26 protein-coding genes are annotated in these 25,261 nt (G+C 73.6%); 20 read left to right on the top strand and 6 right to left on the bottom strand.

Annotation, left to right across the window (positions count from 1 at the left end; translation table 11 throughout):
• Positions 1-43: 43 nt before the first annotated feature.
• Entirely contained in the window at positions 44-970 is a 927-nt protein-coding gene (sigJ, locus tag ACIA8Q_RS00755) for an RNA polymerase sigma factor SigJ (protein WP_360215784.1), read from the bottom strand.
• A gap of 100 nt (positions 971-1,070) precedes the next feature.
• On the opposite strand from sigJ, the gene ACIA8Q_RS00750 reads away from it, so the two are divergent.
• From ACIA8Q_RS00750 to ACIA8Q_RS00730, 5 genes are all read left to right on the top strand, one after another.
• Positions 1,071-1,433, top strand: a complete 363-nt coding sequence (locus ACIA8Q_RS00750) for a hypothetical protein (RefSeq protein WP_360215781.1) — start codon at positions 1,071-1,073, stop codon at positions 1,431-1,433.
• A 290-nt stretch (positions 1,434-1,723) separates the two neighbouring features.
• Positions 1,724-2,188 carry a phage tail protein gene (locus tag ACIA8Q_RS00745; RefSeq protein ID WP_360215778.1) on the top strand — a complete coding sequence of 155 codons (465 nt, stop codon included), beginning with the start codon at positions 1,724-1,726 and terminating at the stop codon, positions 2,186-2,188.
• A 132-nt stretch (positions 2,189-2,320) separates the two neighbouring features.
• A complete protein-coding gene (locus ACIA8Q_RS00740; RefSeq protein ID WP_360215775.1) occupies positions 2,321-3,943 on the top strand; it encodes an AMP-binding protein in 1,623 nt (540 codons plus the stop codon).
• Between the two features lie 256 nt (positions 3,944-4,199).
• Positions 4,200-4,880, top strand: coding sequence for an SGNH/GDSL hydrolase family protein (locus ACIA8Q_RS00735; RefSeq protein WP_396316503.1), 681 nt, complete (start codon positions 4,200-4,202; stop codon positions 4,878-4,880).
• An 89-nt stretch (positions 4,881-4,969) separates the two neighbouring features.
• Positions 4,970-5,404 carry a hypothetical protein gene (locus tag ACIA8Q_RS00730; RefSeq protein WP_360215769.1) on the top strand — a complete coding sequence of 145 codons (435 nt, stop codon included), beginning with the start codon at positions 4,970-4,972 and terminating at the stop codon, positions 5,402-5,404.
• Positions 5,405-5,459: 55 nt separating this feature from the next.
• On the opposite strand, the gene ACIA8Q_RS00725 is transcribed toward ACIA8Q_RS00730, so the two are convergent.
• A complete protein-coding gene (locus tag ACIA8Q_RS00725; RefSeq protein ID WP_360215766.1) occupies positions 5,460-5,798 on the bottom strand; it encodes a nuclear transport factor 2 family protein in 339 nt (112 codons plus the stop codon).
• A 283-nt stretch (positions 5,799-6,081) separates the two neighbouring features.
• Between ACIA8Q_RS00725 and ACIA8Q_RS00720 the strand changes: the two genes are divergently transcribed.
• Positions 6,082-6,507, top strand: coding sequence for a DUF5959 family protein (locus tag ACIA8Q_RS00720; protein WP_396316502.1), 426 nt, complete (start codon positions 6,082-6,084; stop codon positions 6,505-6,507).
• Between the two features lie 57 nt (positions 6,508-6,564).
• Here the strand turns inward: ACIA8Q_RS00720 and ACIA8Q_RS00715 are convergent, their stop codons facing one another.
• A complete protein-coding gene (locus tag ACIA8Q_RS00715) occupies positions 6,565-6,966 on the bottom strand; it encodes a hypothetical protein (protein ID WP_360215760.1) in 402 nt (133 codons plus the stop codon).
• 440 nt (positions 6,967-7,406) lie between these two features.
• On the opposite strand from ACIA8Q_RS00715, the gene ACIA8Q_RS00710 reads away from it, so the two are divergent.
• Entirely contained in the window at positions 7,407-7,907 is a 501-nt protein-coding gene (locus ACIA8Q_RS00710) for a TetR/AcrR family transcriptional regulator (RefSeq protein WP_360215757.1), read from the top strand.
• Between the two features lie 247 nt (positions 7,908-8,154).
• Positions 8,155-9,039, top strand: a complete 885-nt coding sequence (locus ACIA8Q_RS00705; protein ID WP_360215754.1) for a prohibitin family protein — start codon at positions 8,155-8,157, stop codon at positions 9,037-9,039.
• 63 nt (positions 9,040-9,102) lie between these two features.
• Here ACIA8Q_RS00705 and ACIA8Q_RS00700 read toward each other — a convergent pair whose 3' ends face one another.
• Complete coding sequence (locus tag ACIA8Q_RS00700; protein ID WP_360215814.1) at positions 9,103-10,191, bottom strand: D-alanyl-D-alanine carboxypeptidase; 1,089 nt, start codon at positions 10,189-10,191, stop codon at positions 9,103-9,105.
• A 449-nt stretch (positions 10,192-10,640) separates the two neighbouring features.
• On the opposite strand from ACIA8Q_RS00700, the gene ACIA8Q_RS00695 reads away from it, so the two are divergent.
• Positions 10,641-11,198 (top strand): YceI family protein, encoded by a 558-nt coding sequence (locus ACIA8Q_RS00695; protein WP_360215751.1) that lies wholly within the window; start codon positions 10,641-10,643, stop codon positions 11,196-11,198.
• 125 nt (positions 11,199-11,323) lie between these two features.
• Here ACIA8Q_RS00695 and ACIA8Q_RS00690 read toward each other — a convergent pair whose 3' ends face one another.
• Positions 11,324-12,304, bottom strand: coding sequence for an endonuclease/exonuclease/phosphatase family protein (locus ACIA8Q_RS00690; protein WP_360215748.1), 981 nt, complete (start codon positions 12,302-12,304; stop codon positions 11,324-11,326).
• A 266-nt stretch (positions 12,305-12,570) separates the two neighbouring features.
• Here ACIA8Q_RS00690 and ACIA8Q_RS00685 point away from each other — a divergent pair, with 266 nt between their 5' ends.
• Positions 12,571-13,167 (top strand): NAD(P)H-dependent oxidoreductase, encoded by a 597-nt coding sequence (locus ACIA8Q_RS00685; protein ID WP_360215745.1) that lies wholly within the window; start codon positions 12,571-12,573, stop codon positions 13,165-13,167.
• Positions 13,168-13,210: 43 nt separating this feature from the next.
• On the opposite strand, the gene ACIA8Q_RS00680 is transcribed toward ACIA8Q_RS00685, so the two are convergent.
• Entirely contained in the window at positions 13,211-13,990 is a 780-nt protein-coding gene (locus ACIA8Q_RS00680) for an NAD(P)H-dependent oxidoreductase (RefSeq protein WP_360215742.1), read from the bottom strand.
• A gap of 138 nt (positions 13,991-14,128) precedes the next feature.
• On the opposite strand from ACIA8Q_RS00680, the gene ACIA8Q_RS00675 reads away from it, so the two are divergent.
• The 10 genes from ACIA8Q_RS00675 (at position 14,129) to ACIA8Q_RS00630 (ending at position 25,165) form a co-directional block, all read left to right on the top strand.
• Positions 14,129-15,013, top strand: a complete 885-nt coding sequence (locus tag ACIA8Q_RS00675; RefSeq protein ID WP_360215740.1) for a helix-turn-helix transcriptional regulator — start codon at positions 14,129-14,131, stop codon at positions 15,011-15,013.
• Positions 15,014-15,179: 166 nt separating this feature from the next.
• On the top strand, positions 15,180-16,457 hold the full coding sequence (locus tag ACIA8Q_RS00670) for an ABC transporter substrate-binding protein (protein WP_360215737.1): 1,278 nt from the start codon (positions 15,180-15,182) through the stop codon (positions 16,455-16,457).
• Entirely contained in the window at positions 16,454-17,389 is a 936-nt protein-coding gene (locus ACIA8Q_RS00665; RefSeq protein WP_396316501.1) for a carbohydrate ABC transporter permease, read from the top strand. The genes ACIA8Q_RS00670 and ACIA8Q_RS00665 overlap by 4 nt, the downstream gene beginning before the upstream one ends.
• The gene (locus ACIA8Q_RS00660) at positions 17,386-18,216 is read left to right on the top strand and encodes a carbohydrate ABC transporter permease (protein ID WP_360215731.1); all 831 of its coding nucleotides are present in this window, start codon (positions 17,386-17,388) and stop codon (positions 18,214-18,216) included. The genes ACIA8Q_RS00665 and ACIA8Q_RS00660 overlap by 4 nt, the downstream gene beginning before the upstream one ends.
• A gap of 34 nt (positions 18,217-18,250) precedes the next feature.
• Positions 18,251-19,438: a sn-glycerol-3-phosphate ABC transporter ATP-binding protein UgpC gene (locus ACIA8Q_RS00655; RefSeq protein WP_360215728.1), complete on the top strand. Its 1,188-nt coding sequence runs from the start codon at positions 18,251-18,253 to the stop codon at positions 19,436-19,438.
• Positions 19,439-19,596: 158 nt separating this feature from the next.
• Positions 19,597-19,857, top strand: a complete 261-nt coding sequence (locus tag ACIA8Q_RS00650; protein WP_360215725.1) for a GlsB/YeaQ/YmgE family stress response membrane protein — start codon at positions 19,597-19,599, stop codon at positions 19,855-19,857.
• A gap of 492 nt (positions 19,858-20,349) precedes the next feature.
• Positions 20,350-21,681 (top strand): helix-turn-helix transcriptional regulator, encoded by a 1,332-nt coding sequence (locus tag ACIA8Q_RS00645; RefSeq protein WP_360215722.1) that lies wholly within the window; start codon positions 20,350-20,352, stop codon positions 21,679-21,681.
• Between the two features lie 330 nt (positions 21,682-22,011).
• Positions 22,012-23,178, top strand: coding sequence for an alanine--tRNA ligase-related protein (locus tag ACIA8Q_RS00640; RefSeq protein ID WP_360215719.1), 1,167 nt, complete (start codon positions 22,012-22,014; stop codon positions 23,176-23,178).
• A 625-nt stretch (positions 23,179-23,803) separates the two neighbouring features.
• On the top strand, positions 23,804-24,448 hold the full coding sequence (locus ACIA8Q_RS00635) for a dihydrofolate reductase family protein (RefSeq protein ID WP_360215716.1): 645 nt from the start codon (positions 23,804-23,806) through the stop codon (positions 24,446-24,448).
• 60 nt (positions 24,449-24,508) lie between these two features.
• Positions 24,509-25,165 (top strand): DedA family protein, encoded by a 657-nt coding sequence (locus ACIA8Q_RS00630; protein ID WP_360215713.1) that lies wholly within the window; start codon positions 24,509-24,511, stop codon positions 25,163-25,165.
• The last annotated feature ends 96 nt before the right edge of the window (positions 25,166-25,261 follow it).

The following is a 25,261-nucleotide window of genomic DNA, read 5'->3' as shown; positions in this document are numbered from 1 at the left end:
CACTGGGCGCTGGACGGGTCCGGTGTCCGGGCCCCCGCTCTGCCTAGCCGTTCCTCGCCCAGGGGCGGAGCTTCTCCGGGTTGCGGACGACCCAGATCCGGGTCACCCGGTGGTGCGTGACGTCGAACGCCGCGACGGTGAGGACGGCGCCGGCGCGGTGGGCGACCAGGCCCGGCGCGCCGTTGACCGTCCGTTCGAGGAGTTCGAGGCCGGGGGCCCGGTCGGCGATGGCGACCATGTACCGGGCGATGCACGCGCCGCCCTCGATCGGGTGCAGGGCGGTGCCCACCATGCCGCCGCCGTCGGCGGTCATGACGGCGGCCGGGTCGAGGAGGTCGACGAGGGCCGGGATGTCCCTGCTCTCCCAGGCCGCCTTGACGCCCCGTACGACGTCGCCCGGTACCGCGTCGCCCCGCCCGGCCCCGGTGGGCCCGGCCGCGCCCGTGGTGCGGGTGGCGCCCGCCCGCCGCCTGGCGGAGGACGCCAGTTGCTTGCAGGCCGCCGGGGTTCGGTCGAGGACGGCGGCGATCTCGGCGAAGGGGTAGCGGAAGACGTCGTGCAGGACGAACGCCACCCGTTCGGCGGGTGTCATCGACTCCAGGACGACGAGGAAGGCCATGGCCACCGACTCGTCCAGGACCAGCTGCTCGGCGGGGTCGGCGGTCTGCCGGTGGTCCCACTCGCGGAGGTCGGGCAGCGGCTCGGGCAGCCAGGTGCCGACGTAGCGCTCCCGCCGGGCGCGCGCGGAGCCGAGGACGTCCAGGCAGATGCGGCCGGTCACCGTCGACAGCCAGGCGCCGGGGGAGCGGATCTCCTGCCGCCGGCTCCGCGGCAGGGCGTACCAGCGCGCGTAGGCGTCCTGGACGGCGTCCTCGGCCTCGGTGAGCGAGCCGAGCAGCCGGTAGGCGACGTTGATCAGTTGCCGCCGTTCGCCGGCGACCGGATCGGTGCCCGTCCCCGTCGTCCCCATGCCGGACCGCCTCCCCGTCTGACCTTTCGCAGGCCCGTCTCGTCGGACCGGTGAGACCTTACCGATCTCCCGCCCGCGGGCGGGAAGAGGGGACCGTGACATGGCCGTCCAGGCGACAGAACAGCGCAGCTTCCCGTTCCTGCGCTTCGCCGTCACCCTGCAGACCCTGACCATCTTCCTCCAGGCGGTGTCCGCCGGGCTGCTGCTCACCTCGTCCTACGGGGAGACGCTGCACGGCGTCGGCGCCCGGGTGATGTACGGGGCGTCGATGCTGTACGTGCTCGCGGCGGTGCTGGCCTGGAAGCCGGGCGGCGGCTCGCCGCGGCCCGTCTGGCAGGCGTCCGGGTTCCTGGCCCTGGCCTCCGTGCAGGTCGTGCTCGGGGTGGCGCACGTCCCGTCGGTGCACCTCCCGCTGGGCGTCCTGATGTTCGGCCTGAGCGTGCTGGCGCTGGCCCGGCGCTGAGCTCGGGGGAGCGGGCAGCCGCGGGGAGGAAAGGCGGGCGACGCCCCGTCCGGCGGCCTGCCGGCCCCGCCGATGCCGCATAGGATCACCGCACGGCACCCCCGCCCGGGTGAGCCGTCGAGCCCGCCGAGCCCGCCGAGCCCGTCGATCCGTCGTGCTTGCCGAGCCCGTCGAGCCCACTGAGCCGTCGTGCCGCGGCGCGCCGCGGCGGGGGCGCGATCCCGGCCTCCGTGTCCGGCGCACGGCCGGAGGCCCCGTCGTCCGTCCACGCCCAAGAGAAGGGATCCGCCATGACCTACGCCGTGGATTTCACCACCGTGTCGACCGTCGGTCTGGAGTCGTCGCCCGTCGCGGAGGCTCTCGCCGGTCTGCGGGCGAACGAGGCCCGCTACTTCAAGACCAAGTACGACCACGTCTTCACGGTGGAGCCCGCGGCCGAGGCCGCGGACGTCGTCGAGTGGGTGCACCGGATCCTCCGGGAGGAGCGCGAGATCGTCATCGCGTCCACGCCCCTGGAGGCCACCGGGTTCGAGGTCGCGGGCATCCGGATGGCCTACGTCTTCTACGAGAGCGGCCTGTCGGTCAACGTGATGTACACCCTCGACGACGGCGGGAAGCGCGCGGTCGGGTTCAAGCTCTCGGACGGGATGGAGGTCCCGGAGGAGCTCGCCTCCCGGTTCAAGTTCGCGCGCCAGAAGTCGAAGCTCGCCGGGACCATCCGCGGTTCCTTCTTCGTCATCAAGAACGAGCACTGAGACCGGGGCCGGGCCCGGCCGGTGCGCCACCCGGCGCGGCCCGGCGCGGCCCGGCCGGCCCGGCCGGCCCACCCGTGCCGCTCTGACCCGAACATGGCGGCGCCGCGCGGGAGATGGGGTTAGCCTGTCGACATGGTTGCAAACTACAAAGAAGAAGTGGCCATGAACGACGCGGAGTTCATCAGCGCCCCCGCCTTGATCCTCCGCTCCCTCTCCCGCGACCCCGACCGGCCGGCCGTCACCACCGCCGACGGCGTCACGATCACCGCCGGCGAGTTCGCCGCCGCCACCTACCGCCTCGCGCAGGAACTGGTCGCCCGGGGCGTCACCCGGGGCGTCACCGTCTCGCTCCTCACGGGCAACACCCCCGAGGCGCTCAGCGCCCGGTACGCGGTCGGCATCGCGGGCGCCCGGACGGTCAACCTGTACGACGGCATGAGCGTGCCGGTCCTCGCCCGGATCGTCACCAGCGTCGACACCACCGTCCTCCTCGTGGACGCCGAACGGTACGCGGACGCGCCCGAGTTGCTCGCCCTCGTCGACGTGCCGACCGTCCTCACCCTGGGCCCGGGACCGGCGCCGACCGCCGGGGCCGCGACCACCTCCACGTCGACCGCCGGGGCCGCGACCGCCACGGCCGTGATCGGCGAGGACGTGATCGCCGCCTCCGCCCGCCACCCCGCCGAGCCGCCGGCCGTACGGATCGGCCCGGACGACCACCTCGGCATCCGCCACACCGGAGGCACCACCGGCGTCCCGAAGGGCATCCTCAGCCTGCACGGCTCCTACCGCAGGGCCTTCGACGTCCCCTTCGGCCCGGAGGGCGACGAGCCCCGCCTCCTCGCGGCCACCTCCCTCGCCCACTTCGCCGGCGTGCTCTCCGACCTGACCCTGCACCACGGCGGAAGGGTGTTCATCCACCGCTCCTTCGACCCCGGCGAGGTGCTGGCCGCGGTCGAGCGCGAGCGCATCACCGATCTGTGGGTCCTGCCGCCGCTGCTCTACCGGCTGCTGGACCACCCGGCGATCGCCCGCACCGACCTGTCCAGCCTGCAGCGCGTCCTGTACGGCGGCTGCGCCTCCTCGCCGAGCCGGATCAGGGAGGCGCTCAAGGTGTTCGGGCCGATCCTGGCGAGCGGCTACGGGATGTCGGAGGCGCAGAACATCGCGGTGCTCGGCCCGCAGGAGCACGACCGGGTCGGGCACGGCGGTCAGATCTCCGTCGGCCGCCCGGTGCCGGGCGTCGAGGTGGTGATCCGCTCCGCCGACGGCGCCGAGCTGCCGACCGGTGAGCAGGGCGGGATCCACGTCCGCTCGCGCACCCTGATGGCGGGGTACTGGAAGCGGCCGGACCTCACCGCCGAGGTGCTGCGCGACGGCTGGCTGAACACCGGCGACATCGGCTACCTCGACCAGGACGGCTACCTCTACCTGGCCGACCGCCTCTCCGACAAGATCATCGTGGTCGGCGGGCACGTCTACCCCTCCGAGCTGGAGGACCTGCTCGTCACCCACCCGTCCATCGCCCAGTGCGCCGTCTTCGGCGTCCGCGACGCCCAGCAGGCCGAACACGTCCACGCCGCGGTCGTCCCCGCCGCCGGACGGCACCCGGAGCTGGCGGAGGTCAGCGCCTTCGTCACCGCCCACAAGGGCCGGATCTACGCCCCGGAGGCCCTGCACGTGGTGCCCGAGATCCCGCTCACCCCGGTGGGCAAACCCGACAGGAAGCGCCTGCGCGCCACCCTTCCGGTCTGAGTCCGTGCAGGGCGCCGACCGCGGCCCGTCGGCGCGGTGACGGGCACGGGCGTCCGCCGACGGCCGTCGGTCCGGCGACGGCGCTCCGCCGGGGACTGCCAGCGCCGTGACGGCGGGCGTCGGTGCCGTGACGGTGGCCGTCGGTGCCGTGACGGCGAGGTCCGGCATGTTCTCCGGGGGCCCCGCCCCGGTTCCGTCCGAGGCCGACCGCCCGCACCCCCGAACCCCCGCACCCCCGAACCGAAGGAGAGCGCGCATGACGATCGCCATCCGACCGGGAAGCACCGTGATGTTCACCGGAGACTCCATCACCGACTGCCGACGCCGCGAGAGCGAGGACGGCCTCGGCTACGGTTACCCGCTGCTGGTCGCCGGAGCCTGGGGGCACCGGCACCCCGACCGCCCGGTGACCTGGCTGAACACCGCGAACGCGGGCGACAAGGTGATGGACCTGCAGGCCCGCTGGCGCAGGGACGTGCTCGACGCGCGCCCGGACGTGCTGTCGGTCCTGGTCGGGGTCAACGACATGGGCTGGCACACCTTCGACCCGAAGGGCTTCGTGATCCCGGCGGAGCGCTTCGAGGCGGACTACGACCGCCTCCTCGCACCGCTCGCCGAGGCGGGCACCCGGCTGATCCTCGTCGAACCGTTCCTGCTGCCGATCCGGGCCGTCGTCGAGGCCGGTGAAGGTCCCGGCGGAGACGCCGTGCGGATCGGGGAGGAGCAGCGCGACGCGTGGCGCGCCGACCTGGACCCGAAGATCCAGGCCGTCCGCCGGCTCGCCCGCCGGTACGGCGCCCGTCTGCTCGCCGCCGACGGCATGTTCGCCGAACTCGCCACCACGACCGAGCCGGAGCACTGGGCCGCGGACGGCGTCCACCCGACGCCCGCGGGCCACGCCGCCCTCGCGGAGGCCTGGCTGCGCCTGGTCGAGTGATCGGGCCCGGGCCGAGCCGCGGGCCTCTACGCTGTCGCCGGGCGCAGACCGCGCCCGGCGCCGGCGCGCGCAGACCCCGGGGGGCCCACGTGATACGCGTACACCACCGCACCTACACCCTGATCCCGTGGCCGTGGCGGGTCATCTCCTGGGCCCAGGCGCCCGAGGGGCTCGAGTTCACCCTGTACGACGTCGACGACCCGGTGCTGCGCGGCGTCGAGGTGCCCGGCACCCCGGAGGAGGCCGCCCGCTGGAAGACGGCCCACGACGCCTACCGGGCGTTGCTGCGCGAGGCCGAGGACGTCGTGCGCCACGCCCACGGCGTGCGCTGCAGGAGCGGCCTCATGGTGGACCTCCGCTCGGTGCGGCTGCGCCGCTACGACCTGATGCCCAACCGGAAGGCCCGCTCCCGGCGGCTGTTCGCCGAGTGCCTGACCCGGATGAGGGCCGCCGAGGAGGCCTACCGCCCGGTCCTCGAGGCGATCGAGGCCCGCCTCCCGCAACCCCCGGCGGACGCGGCCTGAGACCGGGGCCTGAGACCGGGACCGTGACCGACACCGTGGCCGAGACCCCTGCCGTTCAGACCCTGCCGCCGAAGAAGACCTGCACCTCCCGGATCAGGCCGTCCCGCACGGTGATCGCCTCGACGTTGCGGTACCGTCCGCCGTCGGCGAGCTCGTACTCGTACTGGACGAAGACGAGCTCCCCGTCGGCGGGGGTGACGTGCAGCAGCCGCTGCTCCGTGAACCGGTCGGCGGTGGGGAAGCACTGCCGGAAGAACGCGGCCCTGTCGATGCGGTCGTCCTGCGGGCTGGTGAACGTGAAGTCGTCGGCGTACAGCGGCAGGGCGGCCTCCCGGTCCTGCGACCGGTAGCAGCGGAACGCCGCCTCGACGACGCTTGCGGGGCTGGCGTTCATACGATCTCCGTCTGTCGGCCGGGTGAGTGGGGGAGCGTCCCGCCGGGACGAGCGCCCGCGGCGGAGCAGGAGCCCCGGAGACCGAGCGCCCCCGGGGCGGACCCAGCAGAGGTACCTCGCCCGGCGCTCGGCAAACCCGCCGCCCGCGCCGGACGCGGGACCTCGGAACCGGGGCCCTGGGTGCCTCCGACGGACCACGCGGCACCGTGTCGGAGGCACCTGGCAGGATGCCGGTACCGGGCCGGCCGCACGGCCCGACCGGGTCCGGACGAAGGGGGCGCAGATGGCGGCCGAGGTGATCAGGTTCGCGGACCGCACGCAGAGCGTGACGGTGGAGCTGGAGGACAGGCCGGGCCGCGGACGCCGCGACGGCTGGCACGAGGCCGAGATCGTCATCAGGACCGGCTTCGTCACCGCACAGCTGCCACTGCCCCTCACCGGGGCCGACCTCGCGGACCTCGCCGACTTCCTGGCCACCCGCGCCGCGGCCGAGGAGAGCGGTGCCCTGCCGGGCGGCTCCGCCACCGACTGGCCCCAGGCCGGCCGCAGCGCCTACCTGCGGCTGTACGCCGCCGACCCGTTCGTGGTGGAGATCCGGGACCCGGTGCAGAGCGGGGTCACGGTCAGCGTGCCGCTGCACCTTCGCGACGGCTGGGCCGCCCGCGCCGCCGCCCGGCTCGACGGGCTGCGCACCGCGCTGAGCGGCTGAGACCGCGACCGGGCGCCCGCCCGCGGGCCGCGGCCCCGCCGATGGGGCCGTGCTGCCTCACAGCGGGGTGAGGACGTCCTGGTGCGCGCCGTCGAGGACGAAGCCGTTGTCCCACCGGACCCGCACGGTCACCCGCCTGCCCCGCTCCCGGTGGGCGGCCCATTCCGGCTCCAGGACGGCGATCTGTGCCTCCAGCCGTTCCCGGCTCGCGGCCGGCATGGTGTGCCCGTAGTCCTCGAACAGCGACCTGAGCCGCTGGTACTCGAGGACCTCGTGGCTCTCCGGGAGTTCCCCGTCCACCCGCTCGACGGTGCCCTCGATCCCGGCGCCCAGCGACAGGAACCCGACGACGCCCCCGGTCTCGCCGCTCTCCCCGGCCTCCCCGGGGCCGGCGGCGAACGCCTCGCCGATCCCGATGTCCTCGGCCAGCCTGACGCGTCGGCCTTCCTCCAGGGTCATCCGTCCGCTGCCTCTCGATCGATGGGTCGTGCGCCGGCGCAGCCGGGCCGTGCCCCGCCATTATCCGCCAGGCGCACCACCCGGCCGGGCGATGGATCGCCTGGCATGTCCGCGGCCGGAAAATCGCAGGTCAAAAGGCCTTTTCCGGAGGGCGCAGGGGGTCTAGCATTCCCGTCACGGCAGCCCCTTCACCCCCTCGATCGGCTGCCGAGCAGACCGGCCGCGTCCCCCCCATGACGGCCGGTGCCTCCCACAGCCGGGGCCCCGGGTTCTCCCCGTCCCCGCGGCCCCGGCTGGTCGGCGGTCACACCGAGGGGGCGTGCGCCGGCGCGAAGCCCCGCGCCCCTGCCCTCCGCTTCCCCACCACCTCCCGCGGCCGTCGCCGTCGTCCCCCGGCCCCGGGCAGGTCCGCGGGTCAGCGCCCGGCCAGCCGACGGGAGGTGAGCCGGACCTCCGCGAGCTGGGGGGTGGTCAGCCGCCGCGCCTCCCAGATCACCGCGGCCACGTCCGCGGCCCGGGAGTGGAGCGGCGGCAAGGACGGCTTGTTCCTGGCGGCGACCGAGGTGGGGATCCCGGTCCCCGACTCCTTCGACGGCGACCGGTCCGGGCTCGGCGAGCGCCTCGCGGCGAACATCGTCCGGCGCTGGTTCGGCGCCGCCGGGGAGGACCCGCTGCTCGTGCTGCACCGCGCCTCCGGTGAACGACCGGCGGCGGCGGAGGCGCTGGCCGCCTTCCTCGACGCCAACTCCCTGGAGCCGTTGCACCGTTACCTGCGTGACAGTGGTCTGGACGACGCGGAGGCGGGCCGCCGGGCCGCGGCGATCGACGCCTTCGTCCTCGGCGTCTCCACCCGCCGCCGGATCCTGCGCTCCGACCTCGGCGACCCCGACGACCTGCGGGCCTGGCTGGCTGCGGCCATCCAGCGCCTCGCCGACGGCTGAGGTCGCGGGCGCCGCGGGGGTTCCGCGGTCCGAGCGCCAGGCCCGGGCCCGGCCGAGTCCCGGCGGCCGCACCCCTCCGGCGCACCCCTCCGGCTGAATCCCTCCGACTGCGCCTCCCCGGCCGAACCCCTCCGGCCAACGCGCGGAGTCGATCGTATGAACATCATCTGAAGCGGCGTCATGGTGGGTGACGGCTCCCTAGGCTGCGGCCGTCCGCCCCGATCACTCCAGCCCGAGAGACCCCACCATGCTCATCCTGTCCCTGCTGCTCCTGGCCGTCGGCATCAGCCTGCTCATCCTGCGGTGGCGCAGGATCGGCTCCTGGCCGGTCGCCCTCGGCGGCATCCTCACCGGCGTCCTCGGGCTGCTGCTGGGGCTCACGACCTTCGTGCACGTGGTCGAGCCGACCGAGGTCGCGGTGCCCACCAGCCTCGGCAAGGTCGGCCGCACCTGGCAGCCCGGGCTCCACTTCAAGTCGCCGCTGACCGACGTGACCACCTTCTCGACCCGCCCCGCCGACCTCGACCTGACCGGTGACTCCACCGTCGAGGTCCGCTCCTCCGAGGGCGGCGTGCTGTACGCCGACCTCACCGTCAAGTGGTCGATCGACCCGGAGCACACTGCGGAGCTGTTCCGGCTGGCCGGCAGTGCCGAGGCCGTCCAGCAGCGCCTGGTCTACCCGGACAGCCGGGAGATCGTCCGCAACGTCTTCGCCCGCCACACCAGCGTCGAGGGCTACTCCTCCCAGCGGGAGGCGATCAGCTCCGAGATCGACAAGCTGATCACCGCCCGGCTGGCCCCGCGCGGCATCCTCGTCAACGGCGTCAACCTGCGCAACGTCCGCCCGAGCGACGGCCTGCAGAAGGCCATCGACCAGAAGATCCAGCAGGACCAGGCCACCGCCCAGGCGGAGGCGGCCGTGCGCACGGCCAAGGCCGAGGCCGACAAGCGCAAGATCGAGGCGGACAGCACCGCCGCCGCCAACGCCGCGATCGCCAACTCGCTCACCGACAAGATCCTGCTGAGCCAGTGCATCGACGCCTTCAAGGCCGCGGCCGAGAAGAACCCCGTCTACGCCAGCCCCTGCGGAGCCAACGGCACGCCCGTCATCGTGGACGGCACCAAGCGCTGAGCGGCGTGCGCCGGACCGGACGGGCTCGCAGCCCGGTGCCCGTCCGGTCCGGCGGTCCGACCGTCAGCGGGCCCGGTGCTCGGCGGCCGAGGCCTGCTCCTGCAGCAGCGCGGAGATCTGGTTGACGTCGTCGAAGATCCCGATGAAGCTCGGGATGTCCGGGCTGGCCGCGCCGGTGACACCGATGTAGAAGAGGTGCAGGCAGCCGTCGTCCGTCTGCAGGTAGCCGGCCTCCTCCTGGGCACCGACCGCGATCTGCTGGTTGAGCTCGTCGATCCCCAGGGTGGTGCCCGGCTTGGCGAAGACCTTGCCCTTGGCCGGGCAGTCGGTGGTGCAGGAGATGTCGTTGCTGCCGTCGACCCCCAGGATCGGCGGGGACGGCCGGAAGGCGTCCGCGTCGGGGGTGCCGAGCCAGTAGGCCAGGAGCTGGTCCAGGCCGATCGGGGTGGCCCGGTCCGATGCCACGCCGCCGCGCCCGTCGGCGAGCTGGAACTGCTTGGGGTCGAGGTGCGCGACGTCGGTGAGGAAGCCGTGCTCGATCCCGAAGGCGTCGAAGCAGTTGCGGCTGCCATGGACGACGGCCATGTTGCACAGGGCCAGGTTGGCGCCGAGGTTGTGGCTGATCTTCAGGATCAGCTTGGCGTACTGGCTGTACGGCGGGGAGACGAAGGCGGCGACCTGCGGGTCGCCGGTGTAGTCGGCGGGCAGGGCGTCCTGCGGGTTGGGGCCGGTCGGGTCGGCGGTGACGGTGACGCCGGCGCGGGCGAGCGCCTCGATCAGCGCGGTGCGGGCGAAGGCGTTCGGGTCCTGGATGTTCGAGACCCGCAGCAGGGGCTGGGCGTCTGCGGCGATCGTGCCGGAGAGGGCGATCCGGGTGCCGTCGGGGGAGGCGGAGACCTGGACGTCGGTCGGGCCGCCGGCCTCCACCGTCCGGACGGTGGAGCTGACCTGGTACGGCGCCACCTGCGGGCGCCACATCAGCTGGGCGGGCTGCCCGGCGGCCGTCGGGGTGGTGAGCAGGTCGATGAGGTTGTCGTTGATGATCATCGGGGTGGGCTGCGGGTCGAGTGCCGGGGGAGTGAACAGCCGGGGGTCGACGATCACGTCGCCGTCGACCCGGGTGATGCCCGCGTCGTGCACCTGCCGGGCGATCTGGTTCAGCCCGGCGAGCGGGTTCTCGGGGGTGAGGCCGGCGCCGGGCAGGCCGGCCTCGGATCGTCGGTCTCATGCGTTCCGCCGTTTCTGGGGTCGTGGAACCCCGGGTCGAGGAGGCGGCCCCGGGCTGTCGGACCGGGCCCGACGCCGGCCCGCGGCCCGCGGCGCGCGGGCCGCAGGCCCCGGGCACGGACGCCGGGGCGCTCACGGCGGAATCGTAGGGACGCCGGAGTCGTGGTCCGGGCTGTCCGGGGCACGGTGACGGCGTGTGGGCCGAACATCATCCGGTCGGACGATCGCCGCGGGTGCTCGTGGGGTCACCGGTCAGGGTGCACTCCGGCGGCGCACCGCGCGTTCGGCGGGGCCGCGAACGGATCACGCCCTAGCGTGACCCGGGACCGATCCGGGCGGGACCGCCGTCGGGATCCAGGCCCTACGGAGACATCGTGACCACGACCGCCGGCCTCGCCGCGCTCACCGGGGACTACGTCCTCGACCCCACCCACACCCGGATCGGCTTCGTCGCCCGCCACGCCATGGTGACCAAGGTCCGCGGTGCGTTCCACCAGTTCGAGGGCACGGCCCACCTGGACGGCTCCGACCCGTCCCGCTCGACCGGCCAGGTGGTGATCAAGGCCGAGAGCATCGACACCGGAGTCGAACAGCGCGACCAGCACCTGCGCACCAACGACTTCCTCGACGCCCCCGCCTTCCCCGACATCACCTTCCGCAGCACCGCGGTCGAGCGGCACTCGGACACCGAGTACCGGGTCACCGGCGACCTCACCATCAAGGACGTCACCCGCCCGGTCTCCATCGACTTCGAGTACACGGGCAACGCCGTCGACCCGTACGGCAACCTGCGGGTCGGCCTGGAGGGCTCGGTGACCATCTCCCGCAAGGAGTTCGGGGTGACCTGGAACGCGGCCCTGGAGGGCGGCGGCGTCCTGGTCGGCGACAAGGTCGTCCTGGAGTTCGACATCTCCGCGATCAAGCAGGGCTGACGGCGCGGGCGGCGCTCCGCGGCACGGACCCCGCCGTCCGGGCCGCACGCCGCTCCGTCACCCCCGGCGGGGGAGTCCGGCACCGACCGGCCTCCCCCGCCGCGCTCTCCCCGGCCCCGCCGCCGCTACAGGTCGAAGGCCGCCACCACCGGTGAGTGGTCGGAGGGCCTGTCGTGCGGCGCGGCCGGCCGGGCCTCCAGGACGTTGGGCAGCTTGCCGCCACCGGTGGACACCGTCCGGAACCCCGCCAGCAACGAGTGGCTGATCAGGACGTGGTCGATGAGCTCGTGCTGGCCCTCGAAGACGCGGGAGAACCCGCCCTGTTCGAGGATCCTGGGGGCGAGGTTCCACAGGCGCTCGGCGTCGCCCCGGTCGGGGCGGTCGAAGCCGCCGGTGCCCAGCTGGGAGCCGGGCGGCCCGTAGAGGATCTGGGTGGTGGCGGCCTGCCACTCGTCGTTGAGGTCGCCCAGCACGACGACGTCGTGGGTCCGGCCGTCGCCCTGGAGCAGCTCGTCGGCCAGGGCGCGCACGGTGACGGCCTCGGCGGTGCGGCGGAAGAGCGCGTAGGCCTCGTAGCGGGCCCGCAGGCGCTCGTCGGCGGTGCTGTGCTGCCCGTCGGGGAAGGTCAGCAGCTTCGACTTGAGATGGCAGACGGCCACCTGGAGGCTCCGGCCCGGGGCGGGTTCCACCCGTACGGCCAGGGCGCCCCGGCCCATCTCGCCGGTCTCGTTGCCGGGCACGCCGTCGTCCTCGACCTGGACGGGGCGGAGGTGGCCGGGGAAGTCCTTGCGCTGCCGGACGTCCAGCAGGGGGAAGCGGCTGATGACGCCGACCCGGATGCCGCGCGGGTCGGGGTGGTCCGACAGGGAGGTGTGCCAGGTGCCCGGCAGCTGGGCCACCAGGTCGTCCAGCGGCTCCTGGCCGCCCACCTCCTGCACCCCCAGCAGGTCCGGGCCGATCTCGGTGATGACGCCGGCCAGGGCCTCGACCTTGGCGTCGTACGTCGCCTGGTCCTTGGCCGCGCACGTGCCCGCGCCGGGCGGGCTGCCGGCCGGTAGGGGGCGGCAGAAGTTCTCCAGGTTCCAGGTCCCGATGATCGTGCTCATGGCCGCTCCCGGCAGGTTCTCGGTCAGCACCGCGCCGACCCGTCCCCGCCGTTATCCCCTCGGCCGCGGCCGGCCCCGGACGACGCGCCGGGCCCCGCCGTCCCGTTCACCCGCAGGCAGGCGCCGCGGAGCACCCCTGGTCCGGAGCGGGGCGTTCCGCGGGCGTCCCGTGGATCGCCCGTGGGCGGCGGGGCGGCCCGCGCCGGGGCCCCGCCGCGCGCACGACGTACGATCGCGGTCGGCGACCACTCGGAGGGGGACGGGCCATGAGCACGATCGGGGTCTACCTGGCGCATCCGCGGCCGGGCAGTTTCAACCACGCGCTGTACGAGGCGGTGGTGGACGAACTGCGGGGGCGCGGCTGCGAGGTGCGGGCCCACGACCTCCACGCGGAGGGCTTCCCGCCGCTGCTGACCGCCGAGGAGACCGGCACGGTGGACGCGGCGGACCCGTCCGCCGACCCCGTGCTCGCCCTGCACCGGGCCGAGGTGGCCACCCTGGACGGCCTCGTGCTGATCCACCCCAACTGGTGGGGCATGCCGCCCGCCGTCCTGGTCGGCTGGGTGCAGCGGGTGCTGGCCCCCGGCGTCGCCTACAAGCTCGGCACGGCCGACGGCGAACCGGCCGGGCTCCTGCGGGCCGGGCGGGCCCTGGTGCTGAACACCTCGGACACGCCCGAGGCCCGGGAGCGCGACGAGTTCGGCGACCCGCTCGAGCGGGTGTGGGCGGCCTGCGTGCTGCCGTACGTCGGCGTCACCGACGTCCGGCGGACGGTGTTCCGCACCGTCACCGACGCGCCCGCCGCCGAACGCGCCGACTGGCTCCGCCAGGCGCGCGAGCAGGCCGCCGCCCTGATCGGCTGACGCCCCGCCCGGCGCGCGCCGCCGCTCCGGGCCGGGGCGGCGGTCAGCCGCGCACGTGCAGGCCGAAGCCCGTGCGGCCCGCGGGCTCCAGGCCCTCCTTCAGGTGCAGCGAGGGGATCTCGTAGTCGCCGAAGTTCTGCGGCCGGTACGCGATCGGCTCGGTCGACTCCAGGGTGAGCAACCGCTGCTCCCAGGCCCCGGCGACGGCCGGGTAGTCCTCGTCGGTGATCCGGTCGGCGCCGTACACGACGAACGGCGGCAGCACCTCGATGCCCGGGTAGTAGAGGATGCCGTGCTGGAACGGGAACAGCAGGTCGTCGACGGGGCCGTTGATCCCGCGGGCGCCGTAGTGGGACTGCGGGCCGCCGACGGTCACCGACAGCAGGGCCCGCCGGCCCGCGAGGGTGCCCTCGCCGAAGCGCTCGCCGTACTTGGTGGCGCTGTGTTCGCCGACGCCGTACGCGAAGCGGTAGGTGAACACCCGGTCCACCCAGCCCTTGAGGATCGCGGGCATCGTGTACCACCACAGCGGGAACTGGAAGACGATCGTGTCGGCCCAGAGCAGCTTCTCCTGCTCGGCGCGGACGTCCGGGCCGAGCGTTCCCCGCTCGAAGGCGCGGCCGGAGTCCAGCGGGACCTTCAAGGGGTTCGAGGCTTCGGGGCCGTAGTCCGCGGCGTCCACCACCGCCTTCCAGTTCATGGCGTACAGGTCGCTGACGCGCACCTCGTGCCCGGCGGTCTCCAGGGTGGACACCGCGAGGTCCTTCAGCGAGCCGTTGAGCGACTTCGGCTCCGGGTGGGCGTGGACGATCAGCGTCTTCACGGGAACTCCTTCGGATCGGATGCCCCGATTCTGGGCGCCCCGCGGCCCGGTGTTCAGGGCCGCGACTTCCGTAGGACCGGACTTCCTGGTACTGGCAGGACCACCCTCACGGGGCGCGGCCGCCGCCATACTCGGGGCATGGACGATCTTGCGGGTTTCCTTCGGACCAGGCGTTCCCGGGTCGACCCGGCGGCCGTCGGCATCCCCGTCGACAGCCGCCGCCGGGTGGAGGGGCTGCGCCGCGAGGAGGTCGCGCACCTGTCCGGAGTGAGCGTGGACTACTACGTGCGCCTGGAGCAGGGCCGCGCGACCCAGCCGTCCGAGCAGGTCCTCGACGCGCTGGCCCGGGTCCTCGACCTCGACGAGACCGAGCGCGAACACCTCCACCGGCTGGCCCGGCAGCGCCGCCGCCGGGCGAGGACGCCGGGCGGCCGGGTCCGGCCGGAGCTGCTGCGCGTCCTCGGTCTGGTCACCGGCGCACCCGCGCTGATCATGGACCACCGCCTGGACGCCCTCGCCGGGAACCGGCTCGCCGGGCTCCTCTTCGGCCGGCCGATGCCGGGCCTCAACATCGCCCGGCACATCTTCCTCGACGAGGCGGAGCACGGTCTCTACGCGGACTGGGAGAACTGCACCCTCGACGTGGTGGGGCACCTGCGCCTGGCCGTCGGCAAGTACCCCGACGACCCCCGCCTGGCCTCGCTCGTCGGCGAGCTGGCCATGGGCAGCGAGCGCTTCCGCCGCCTCTGGGCCCGCGCCGACGTGCGGGCCCGCACCCACGGGCGAAAGGCGTACCGGCACCCGCTGGTCGGTCTGCTGGAACTGCACCAGGAGAACTTCACGCTCCCGGACGAGTCGGGCATGGAGGTGGTGGTGCTGTCCGCGCCCCCCGGGAGCCCCGCCGAGGACGGGCTCCGCCTCCTCGACCGCCTCGGCACGGACGACGACACCCCTCCCGCCGCGGCACCCGCAGACCCCGCCCCCGTCGCCGCCCCCGTCGCCGAGCCCCGCGACCAGGTCTGACCGGCCCCGCGACCGGGTCCGACCGGCCGGGACCCGTGGTCGGTGGACGGGGCCGTTCGGCTGGACCTCGCGGCGTGGCGGGCCGGAGGGCGGGGTCGGGCGGAGCCGTGCCGGGCTACCGTGGTGCGGTCCGTCCCGTCCCGTTCGTCCCCGTTCCGGGAGAGTGATGCCGGGTATCCGCAGCTTCCGCTCACGGTGGCTCACCGCCGCCGCGGGCCTGTTGGTGTTCGCGTCGGGCCTGGTGGGCTGCGGGAGCAGCGCGCAGGGCGGCCCGGTCACGCTGAACTGGTACAACTTCCCCGACGACTCGGGGGCGTTGCAGCAGGCCGCCGACCGCTGCGGTCAGCAGTCCGGCGGCCGGTACAGCATCAAGTACAACAAGCTGCCGCGCGGCGCCGACGGGCAGCGGCAGCAACTGGTGCGCCGGATGGCCGCGCACGACGCCGAGGTGGACGTCCTGGGGCTGGACGTGACCTGGCCGGCGGAGTTCGCGCAGGCGGGCTGGATCCGGGAGTGGACCGGGGCGATGAAGGACCGGGCCACCGCGGACACCCTCGCGGCGGCGGTGCGGACCGCGACCTGGCAGGGGCGGCTGTTCGCGGCGCCGTACAACTCGAACACCCAACTGCTCTGGTACCGGGACGACCTGGTCCCCGACCCGCCGAAGACCTGGGCGGAGATGCTGGCGCAGGCGGACGCGCTGGCGAAGCAGGGCAAGCCGCACTACGTGGAGATCCAGGGCGCGCAGTACGAGGGCCTGACGGTCTGGTTCAACACCCTGATCACCAGCGCGGGCGGGTCGATCCTCACCCCGGACGCGCAGGCCCCCTCGCTCGGTCCGCCGGCGGTGCAGGCCGCACAGGTGATGCACGACACCGCGACCTCGGCGGCCGCCGACCCCTCGCTGCCCAACCAGATGGAGGACCAGAACCGGCTGGCGATGGAGTCGGGGACGGCCGCGTTCGAGCTCAACTACCCGTTCGTCTACCCGTCCATGAAGAGCAACCAGCCCGAGTTGTTCCAGCACTTCCGCTGGGCGCCCTACCCGTCGGTGCTGCCCGGCCGGCCGGCGACCGTCACGATCGGCGGCATCGACCTGGCCGTCGGCGCGTACAGCCGGCACCCGGACCTCGCGTTCGAGGCCACCCTGTGCCTGCGGGACCGGGAGAACCAGCTCACCAACGCGCTGAAGGGCGGCCTGCCGCCGTCGCTGCGCAGCCTCTACCAGGCGGCCGAGCTCACCGAGAGCTACCCGTTCGCGGCCGACGTGCTGACCGCGCTGGACAACGCCAGCGTCCGGCCGCAGACCCCCGCCTACCAGAACGTGTCCATCGCCATCTCGCACACCCTCTCACCGCCCGCCGACATCCGCCCGGAGAGCAGCGTGGCCGACCTCCGCGGGCAGATCGAGGCCGCCCTCGGCTCCAAGGGGCTGATCCCGTGACACCTGCCACCGCACTCGGCGACCAGGCCGGGAAGAAGAAGAGCGCGGGGCACTCCGAGGGCGCCCGCCAGGAGCGCCGGCTGGGACTGCTGCTGTGCGCGCCCGCCGCCGTCGTGATGCTGGCGGTCACCGCCTACCCGATCGCCTACGCGGTCTACCTCTCCCTCCAGCGCTACGACCTGCGCTTCCCTCAGCAGGCCCACTGGGTGGGGCTGTCCAACTACGGTGCGGTGCTCAGCTCGCCGTTCTGGTGGCAGGCGCTGTGGGTGACGGTGCTGATCACCGCGGTCTCGGTGGTGATCGAGCTGGTGCTCGGCATGGCCCTCGCCCTGGTGATGCACCGTACGGTGTTCGGCCGCGGGACCGTCCGGACGGCGGTGCTGATCCCGTACGGCATCGTCACCGTGGTCGCCGCCTACTCCTGGCAGTACGCCTGGACGCCCGGTGTCGGCTACCTCGCCGCACTCCTGCCGGAGGGCAGCGCCCCGCTGACCGACCAGTGGCAGGCGATCGGCCTGATCATCCTGGCGGAGGTGTGGAAGACCACGCCGTTCATGGCCCTGCTGCTGCTCGCGGGCCTGGCGCTGGTCCCCGAGGAGACCGTCCGGGCCGCCATGGTCGACGGCGCGACGTTCTGGCAGCGGCTGCGCCTGGTGATCCTGCCCCTGATGAAGCCGGCGATCCTGGTCGCCCTGCTCTTCCGCACCCTGGACGCGTTCCGCGTCTTCGACAACATCTACGTGCTGACCGGCGGCTCCAACGACACCGGTTCGGTGTCGATCCTCGGCTACGACAACCTCTTCACGGCTCTGAACTTGGGCATCGGGTCGGCGATCTCGGTCCTGATCTTCCTCTGCGTGGTGGTCATCGCCGTCGTCTTCATCAAGGTCTTCGGCGCCGCCGCGCCGGGCGGCGAACCGGAGCGCAGATGAGCAGCCACACCCGCACCCTGTCGAGCTGGGGCGTCGCCAACCTGATCGTCGTCCTGTACGCGCTGTTCCCGGTGTGGTGGATCGTGGCGCTCTCCTTCAAGACGCCGAGCACGCTCACCGACGGCGACTTCATCCCGCGCGAGTGGACCTGGGAGAACTACCGGGGCATCTTCCAGACGTCCGAGTTCACCCGCGCCCTGATCAACTCGATCGGCATCTCGGTGATCGCCACGACCATCGCGGTCGTCCTCGGCACCATGGCCGCCTACGCGGTGGCGCGGCTGCGCTTCCCCGGCAAACGGCTGCTGATCGGCGTCTCGCTGCTGATCGCCATGTTCCCGCCGATCTCGCTGGTCTCGCCGCTGTTCAACATCGAGCGCGTGCTGGGGATCTTCGACACCTGGGCGGGCCTGATCATCCCGTACATGACCTTCTCGCTGCCGCTGGCGATCTACACGCTGTCGGCGTTCTTCCGGGAGATTCCCTGGGACCTGGAGAAGGCGGCCAAGGTGGACGGCGCCACCCCGTGGCAGGCCTTCCGGCTGGTGATCGCCCCGCTGGCGGCGCCCGGCGTGTTCACCACGGGCATCCTCGTCTTCATCTTCTGCTGGAACGACTTCCTGTTCGCGATCTCGCTGACCTCGACGACCTCGGCCAGGACCGTCCCGGCCGCCATCGCCTTCTTCACCGGCAGCTCGCAGTTCCAGCAGCCGACCGGATCCATCGCCGCCGCGGCGGTGGTCATCACCATCCCGATCGTGATCTTCGTCCTGCTGTTCCAGCGCCGTATCGTCGCCGGCCTCACCGCCGGCGCAGTCAAGGGATGAGACCGCCCCACCGGGCGGACCAGGAAGGCGGACCGTGGCCGAGATCGTCCTCGACGGCATCACCAAGCGCTACCCCGACGGCGCGCTCGCCGTCCACCACTTCGACCTCACCATCGCCGACGGGGAGTTCGTCATCCTGGTCGGACCGTCCGGCTGCGGAAAGTCCACCACCCTGAACATGATCGCCGGGCTGGAGGACATCACCGAGGGCACCCTGCGGATCGGCGGACAGGTCGTCAACGACCGCGCCCCCAAGGACCGCGACATCGCCATGGTGTTCCAGAGCTACGCGCTCTACCCGCACATGACCGTCCGGGAGAACATGGGCTTCGCGCTGCGCCTCGCCAAGGTCGACAAGGCGACCATCGCGGCCAAGGTCGAGGAGGCCGCCGGCATCCTCGACCTGACCCAGCACCTCGAGCGCCGTCCGGCCAACCTCTCCGGCGGCCAGCGCCAGCGGGTCGCGATGGGCCGGGCCATCGTCCGGGACCCCAAGGTGTTCCTGATGGACGAGCCGCTGTCCAACCTCGACGCCAAGCTCCGGGTCCAGATGCGCACCCAGATCGCCGCCCTCCAGCGACGCCTGGGCACCACCACCGTCTACGTCACCCACGACCAGGTCGAGGCCATGACCCTCGGCGACCGGGTGGTCGTCATGCGCGCCGGCGTCGTCCAGCAGGTCGGCGAGCCGCAGCACCTCTACGACGCGCCGGCGAACCTCTTCGTCGCCGGCTTCATCGGCTCGCCCGGCATGAACTTCCTCGCCGCGACCGTCGAACAGGGCGCCCTGCGCACCTCCCTCGGCGACCTCCCCCTGGACGACCGCACGCGCCGCGTCCTGGAACGGGCGGACGCGCCGCGGGACGTCATCGTGGGGATCCGCCCCGAGGACTTCGAGGACGCCGACCTCGTCGACGACCACGGTGCGGGCCCGCACTTCACCGTCACCGTGGACGTGCGCGAGTCCGTCGGCTCCGACGTGTTCGTGCACTTCGCCGAGACCGGCGGGCCCGCCCACGCCGAGGAACTCGCCGAGCTCGCCGCCGACTCGGGCCGGGCCGACACCGGGATGAGCGAGCACCACGTCGTCGCCCGGCTGAACCCCGCCACCCGCGCGGCCGAGGGCGCCCGGCTGGACCTGCGGATCGACGCCTCCCGCATGCACGTCTTCGACCCCCGCAACGGCGTCAACCTGACCAGGCCCGACCAGCCGGAGACCTGACCAGGCCCGACCAGACGGCGACCTGAGTCCCGTGACCCTCGGCCGCCGGGGAGGGCCGGCCCGCCCGACGGCGGCGCGGCACGCGGGCAGGCATGAAGTCCGGGGGCGGGGGCACACGGTAGTCCGATCGGGTCGGAGTCGAACGAGGGGAGAAGACCGTGACGATCCTGTGGGCCCTGGTCGCAGGCCTGGTGGTGGGTCTGCTGGCGAAGCTCGTGCTGCCGGGCCGTCAGCCCGTCCCGCTGTGGCTGACCGTCCTCGTCGGCGCCGCGGGTGCCGTGCTCGGCAATGCCGCGGCGTCCTACTTCGGGGTGCGGCACACCGGCGGCATCGACTGGATCCGGCACCTGCTGCAGGTCGGCGTGGCGGCGGTGCTGATCGCGCTGGTGTCGCCCGCCTACGCGGGCCGGCGGCGCTGAGCCGGCGTGGTGAGTCTGTGCGCTGAGCTTTACGTGCTGAGTCTGTGTGCTGAGCCGACGCGCTGAGTCGACGCGCTGAGTCGACGGGCTGAGTCGACGCGCTGAGTCGGCCGTTCGGCCGGAGGACCCGAGGAGTGCCCTCGGGTCCTCCGGCCGAACGTGTTCGCAGGCGGGCGCCCCGAGAGCGCGCACGGCAGCTTCCTCCCGGCGCCCGTCGAGAGCTTCTCCGCCGGCTCGCCCCGGCCGCGACCGGGGACGGTCGATCAGGGACACCGGACCGCCGTTACCTCCCGTGACCTGGGAGGTCGTAACCTTCCTGGGACGCGTCCGTGGGACGAACGGGCGGCGTGACGGGTGACGGACACGCCCCCGGCGCGCTGGTCCGCCGCCCGCGCGGGCACCGGAGCGGGAACCGCCGGACCGTACACGGCGTACTTCCCTCCCGGGGATCAAGAGCGAGGCGGGGGAACAGTGCCAGAGGGGATCGCGGAGTTGAGGGAGACGAACGGGCCGGCGCAGCTGCTCCAGGAGCTGAAGAGTCGGTCGGGGCTCAGCTACGGCGTGCTGGCGAAGAAGCTGCACCTGAGCACCTCGACGCTCCACCGCTACTGCAACGGCGATGTGACGCCGACGGAGTTCGCCCCGCTGGACCAGCTCGCGCGGCTGTGCAAGGCGACGCCGGCCGAACTCGTCGAGCTGTACCGCCTCTGGGTCGTCGCCGATGCGATGCGGGGGAACAGGGCGCCCAGCGCCGCCCCCGTGCCGGCGGCGGTGGACGCGGACGAGGGCCCGGCGGCCCGGGAGGCGGACGCGGGGGCGACGACGGGAGTGGTCACAGCGGCAGAGCCCGCGGAGGCGGCCGCGGGCAGGGGAGGCGTGGGGGAGGTCGAGCCCGCCTCCGGCACCGAGCCCGTCGACGCCCCGGCCGTCGTCGGTGCGGACCCGGGCCGCGGCCCCGTCGTACCGCGCCGCTGGCACGTCCGTCACCGGGGCGTGCTCGCCGCGGTGACGGCCACCGCGGTGCTGGCCACCGTCGGAGCCGTCGCCGCCGGTCTGAAGGCGCACACCGACGCCGCCACGCCGCCGGCCCGGGCCGAGGGCGTCACGCCCTCCGCCGGACCCTCGACCCCGGGCGTCCACGACGTGCCGTCCGCCCCCGGCTCCCCGCCGCCCGCCGTCGGTGCCGACGTGCTCCCGTCGGGGCCGGCCGGCGGGACCGACCCGGCCCCGATCACCGTCTCGGTCGCGCCGGCCGGCTGGGACTCCGCCTGCGACCAGTACGTGGTGAACCGCCCGCCGTCCGAGGTCCCCCGGCCGCCCGCCGTGCAGGACGTGAAGGGCTGGGCCGCCGGGGTCGGTGCCGTTCCCGGCCACTACCAGGCGATCAACCTCACCGTGCAGGGCACCGGCAAGGACACCGTGGTGCTGACGGCCCTCAACGTCCGGATCGTCCGGAGCGCGGCCCCGCTCGCCTGGAACGCCTACTCCATGGGCGAGGGCTGCGGCGGCGGGGTCGAAGTCCACTCCTACGACCTCGACCTGGACGCGGCCCGCCCCCGTCCGGTCGTCACCGAGGGCAGCAAGGGCCTGCCGGTCAAGGTCAGCGAGGGCGACCCGGAGGTCATCGAGGTCACCGCCGAGACCACCGCCCACGACGTGACCTGGTACCTGGAACTGGAGTGGACCAGCGGCAACCGGAAGGGGACCTTTCCCGTCGACCTGGGCCACGGCACGCCGTTCCACACCAGCGCGATCAAGGGCCGGCCGCAGTACGTCTACCCGATCGGCGGCAAGGCCTGGGAGCCGAGCCCGTACCGGCGGTGACGGCGGCGCGGCGCGTCCTCGCCCCGGGCCGGGCGTCGGCGCGAGGCGAGGAGCGGCCTTCCGGGGGCTCCGGGAGTGCTGGGCGGAAAACCGGGTGCACCGGGGGAGCGGAGCGCGTTACCCTCGGTCCCATGAACGTCACCGGCCCGAACACCGCTACCGCGCGAGCGACCAGCTCGCCGGTTGCCGCCGCCTGACGTACCCCTCACCCCCCGGCGACCGGACACGGTCCGCCGGTGGTGGCCCCGAGGCGTTCCCTCCTCGGCCCCGATGATCGCGTGGACCAGTCCTCCGGCGCCCCACCACGGCCCACGCGAAGGAGCCACCCCCATGAACACCGACCGACTCGTCCGCACCTTCATCGAGTACTACGAGGAGCGCGGCCACCACCGGATCACGGGCTCGACCCTGCTGCCCCCGCCCGGCGACCCGGTGCTGTTCACCACCTCCGGCATGCACCCCCTCACGCCCCACCTGGAGGGGCGCCCGCACCCGCTCGGCAGTCGGCTCGTCAACGTCCAGCGCTGCCTGCGCACCACGGACCTCGACGAGGTCGGCGACCGCACCCACCTGACCGTCTTCGAGATGCTCGGCACCTGGTCCCTCGGCGACTACGAGGGCCCGCAGAGCCTCGACTGGGGCTACGGGCTGCTCACCGACGGCTTCGGCATCGATCCCGGCCTGCTCCACGTCACCGTCTTCGGAGGCGACGACCAGGTCGGTCCGGACACCGGCTCGCTGGAGCTGTGGCAGGACCGCGGCGTGCCCGTCGAGCTCACCGTCGAGGACAACTGGTGGTCCAACGGGCCGACCGGCCCCTGCGGCCCGGACTCGGAGATCTTCCTGTGGACCGGCGACACCCCGCCGCGGTCGACGCCCACCCAGGACGACCGCTGGGTGGAGGTGTGGAACCACGTGATGATGCGCCACCGGCGCCTCGAGGACGGCACGCTCGTGCCGCTGCCCCAGCGCAACATCGACACCGGACTCGGCCTGGAACGGCTCTCCTCGCTGCTGCAGGGCCGGTCGTCGGTCTTCGAGTGCGACGTCTTCGACCCCTGGCGCCACCACGTCCCCACCGTGTGGCGGCTGGACGAACCGTCACTGCGGCTGGTCTGCGACCACCTGCGCTCGGCCGTCGTCGTCATCGGCGACGGCGTCCGCCCGACCAACACCGGCCGCGGCTACGTGCTGCGCCGACTGGTGCGCCGGGTGCTCACCGTGCTCCGCCGGGACGACCCGCAGCGCGGCCTCGGCGACCTGCCGGTCGAACTGGTCCGGCACACCCTGGACCGCTTCCGCCAGGACGTCGACCCGGAGCAGGTGCGCCAGGTCCTGCTCGACGAGGAGCGCCGGTTCGGCCGTCTCCTGGAACGCGGCCGCCAGGTGCTCTCCCGACCCCGCTTCCGCGGCCCGCTGACCGAGGACGACCTCCACTACCTCCACGACACCCACGGCCTGCCGCGCGACCTCGTTCTGAACCTGCGGACGCGGTGACGGCGCGGGGCCCGGCGGTGTGGCCGTGCGCGGTGGATCCCCGGTGACGGAGGCGGGATCCACCGCGCGGCGGGGGGCGTGCAGCCGCCGTGCGCACGCCGGGTCCGCGGCCGGCGGCGGCGGCGTAGGGTCGGGCGAACCAGCAGGTCAGCGGCCGGTGGCCGGTGCCGGCGTTGGGCCGTCCGGGTGGTGGACTGGTTCGGCGGGGCAGGGTACGGGGCAGAGCCTCCGGCATGACGACTCCTTCGGCCAGGCACTCCCGGCGCCGGCAGCACCGTCCGACCGCCCCCGTGCGCACCCCCGCCGCACACACCGCCGCCGCCGTCCACACCCCCGCCGCCGGGCCTGCGGCCCCAGTCCCGCTGCGCGTCCAGAAGCCGTCGGCGCCGCCCCGGCGGAGCGGAGCGGGATGCTGCCGGACCTGGTCCAGCGAGCACCTCACCCGGGCCGGCCAGGTCGTGCGGAGGACCTGGCACGAACCGGCCTGCCGGACCTGGGACGGGGCCTGAACGCGTCGGCCGGGCCGCCGGTCTGACGGTGCGTCCGCCATTGTCAGTGGGGGGTGCAACACTCGGCGGGACGGCGGATCCCGACCGTGCCGTCGACGACACAGGAGGAGCACCACGTGGCTCAACTGCTCAGAGTCCAGAACTTCAACGTCTCCAGCGACGGGATCGGCGCCGGTGAGGACCAGACCCTGGAGCGGCCGTTCGGCCACGTCGACCCCGGGCGGCTCTTCTCCTGGGCCGGCGCCACGGCGAGCTGGCCCATGCGCACCGACCCCGGGGGCAGTCGCGGCCTCGACGACTACCTCACCCGGGACTACGCCCGCAACATCGGCGCCGAGATCATGGGCCGCAACAAGTTCGGTCCCCAGCGCGGCCCCTGGCAGGACCACGAGTGGCAGGGCTGGTGGGGCGACGAGCCCCCGTTCCGCACCCCGGTGTTCGTCCTGACCCACCACGAGCGCCCCTCGCTGACGCTCGGCGACACCACGTTCCACTTCGTCGACGGCGACCCGGCCACCGTCCTGGAACGGGCGCGGGAGGCCGCCCAGGGCAAGGACGTCCGGCTCGGCGGCGGGGCCACCACCATCCGGGAGTTCCTCGACGCCGACCTCGTCGACACCCTGCACGTGGCGGTCTCGCCGGTGAAGCTCGGATCCGGCGTACGTCTCTGGGAGTCCCCCGACGAGCTGCTCGACCGCTTCCACCTGGACGTCGTCCCCAGCCCGAGCGGGGTGACGCACCACCTGTTCTGGCGGAGGTGACACGGGGGCAAGCGTTACATTGGGGCGGAAACAGGCACGATCGCCGACGAGGTGTGGCCGATGCACGCGATCACCGACTGGCTGCGCAGCCTGTCCGGTCCGGTCGTGTACGCGGCCATCGGCGGCATGGTCCTCGCCGAGGACGCCCTGTTCTTCAGCTTCTTCATCCCCGGCGAGACCGCCGCCGTCCTCGGCGGCTTCCTCGCCCACCGGGGCAGCGTCTCCCTCGCCTGGATGGTCCTCGTCGTGGTCTGCGCGGCCGTCCTCGGCGACACCGTCGGCTACGAGATCGGCCGCCACCTCGGCCCGACCATCCTCCGCACCCGCCCGCTGCGGCGCCACGTCGAGCGGGTCGGCACGGCGCAGGACCTGATCCGCAGGCGCGGGCCGGCGGCCGTCTTCGTCGGCCGCTTCGTCGCCTTCTTCCGCCCGCTGGTGCCCTCGCTGGCCGGGATGTCCCGGATGCCGTACCGCCGGTTCCTGTTCTACAACGCCCTCGGCGGTGTCGCGTGGGGTGTCGGCTTCACCCTGTTGGGCTACTTCGCCGGAGCCGCCTACACCAGGGTCGAGGGCACCGTCGGCCGGGTCGCCGCCATCGCGATCGCCGGGATCGTCGCCGTCGCCCTGCTGGTCTGGTTCCTGCGGCGGCACCGCTCGCGGGGGAGCGCGGGCGGTGCGCCGTCGGACGACGGTGACAACGGCGGACCGAAGCCCTGAAGCGGGCGACTCGGGCGGCTCGGCTCCGGAACCGCTGCCGATGGGCACCGCGGCGACCCGAAGCACCACACGCGACACTTCTCCCTCACCGGCCCC

This window comes from Kitasatospora sp. NPDC051705, from assembly GCF_044453265.1.
Taxonomy (GTDB): domain Bacteria; phylum Actinomycetota; class Actinomycetes; order Streptomycetales; family Streptomycetaceae; genus Kitasatospora.
Note: the sequence above shows the minus strand (reverse complement) of the source record. Positions and strands in the feature narration are given on the sequence as shown.

Bases quoted from the DNA above. Each gene is read 5' to 3' on its own strand.
- sigJ (WP_360215784.1), bottom strand. From the start codon at position 970: ATGGGGACGACGGGGACGGGCACCGATCCGGTCGCCGGCGAACGGCGG.
- ACIA8Q_RS00750 (WP_360215781.1), top strand. From the start codon at position 1,071: ATGGCCGTCCAGGCGACAGAACAGCGCAGCTTCCCGTTCCTGCGCTTC.
- ACIA8Q_RS00745 (WP_360215778.1), top strand. From the start codon at position 1,724: ATGACCTACGCCGTGGATTTCACCACCGTGTCGACCGTCGGTCTGGAG.
- ACIA8Q_RS00740 (WP_360215775.1), top strand. From the start codon at position 2,321: ATGGTTGCAAACTACAAAGAAGAAGTGGCCATGAACGACGCGGAGTTC.
- ACIA8Q_RS00735 (WP_396316503.1), top strand. From the start codon at position 4,200: ATGACGATCGCCATCCGACCGGGAAGCACCGTGATGTTCACCGGAGAC.
- ACIA8Q_RS00725 (WP_360215766.1), bottom strand. From the start codon at position 5,798: ATGAACGCCAGCCCCGCAAGCGTCGTCGAGGCGGCGTTCCGCTGCTAC.
- ACIA8Q_RS00720 (WP_396316502.1), top strand. From the start codon at position 6,082: ATGGCGGCCGAGGTGATCAGGTTCGCGGACCGCACGCAGAGCGTGACG.
- ACIA8Q_RS00715 (WP_360215760.1), bottom strand. From the start codon at position 6,966: ATGACCCTGGAGGAAGGCCGACGCGTCAGGCTGGCCGAGGACATCGGG.
- ACIA8Q_RS00705 (WP_360215754.1), top strand. From the start codon at position 8,155: ATGCTCATCCTGTCCCTGCTGCTCCTGGCCGTCGGCATCAGCCTGCTC.
- ACIA8Q_RS00690 (WP_360215748.1), bottom strand. From the start codon at position 12,304: ATGAGCACGATCATCGGGACCTGGAACCTGGAGAACTTCTGCCGCCCC.
- ACIA8Q_RS00685 (WP_360215745.1), top strand. From the start codon at position 12,571: ATGAGCACGATCGGGGTCTACCTGGCGCATCCGCGGCCGGGCAGTTTC.
- ACIA8Q_RS00675 (WP_360215740.1), top strand. From the start codon at position 14,129: ATGGACGATCTTGCGGGTTTCCTTCGGACCAGGCGTTCCCGGGTCGAC.
- ACIA8Q_RS00670 (WP_360215737.1), top strand. From the start codon at position 15,180: ATGCCGGGTATCCGCAGCTTCCGCTCACGGTGGCTCACCGCCGCCGCG.
- ACIA8Q_RS00660 (WP_360215731.1), top strand. From the start codon at position 17,386: ATGAGCAGCCACACCCGCACCCTGTCGAGCTGGGGCGTCGCCAACCTG.
- ACIA8Q_RS00640 (WP_360215719.1), top strand. From the start codon at position 22,012: ATGAACACCGACCGACTCGTCCGCACCTTCATCGAGTACTACGAGGAG.
- ACIA8Q_RS00630 (WP_360215713.1), top strand. From the start codon at position 24,509: ATGCACGCGATCACCGACTGGCTGCGCAGCCTGTCCGGTCCGGTCGTG.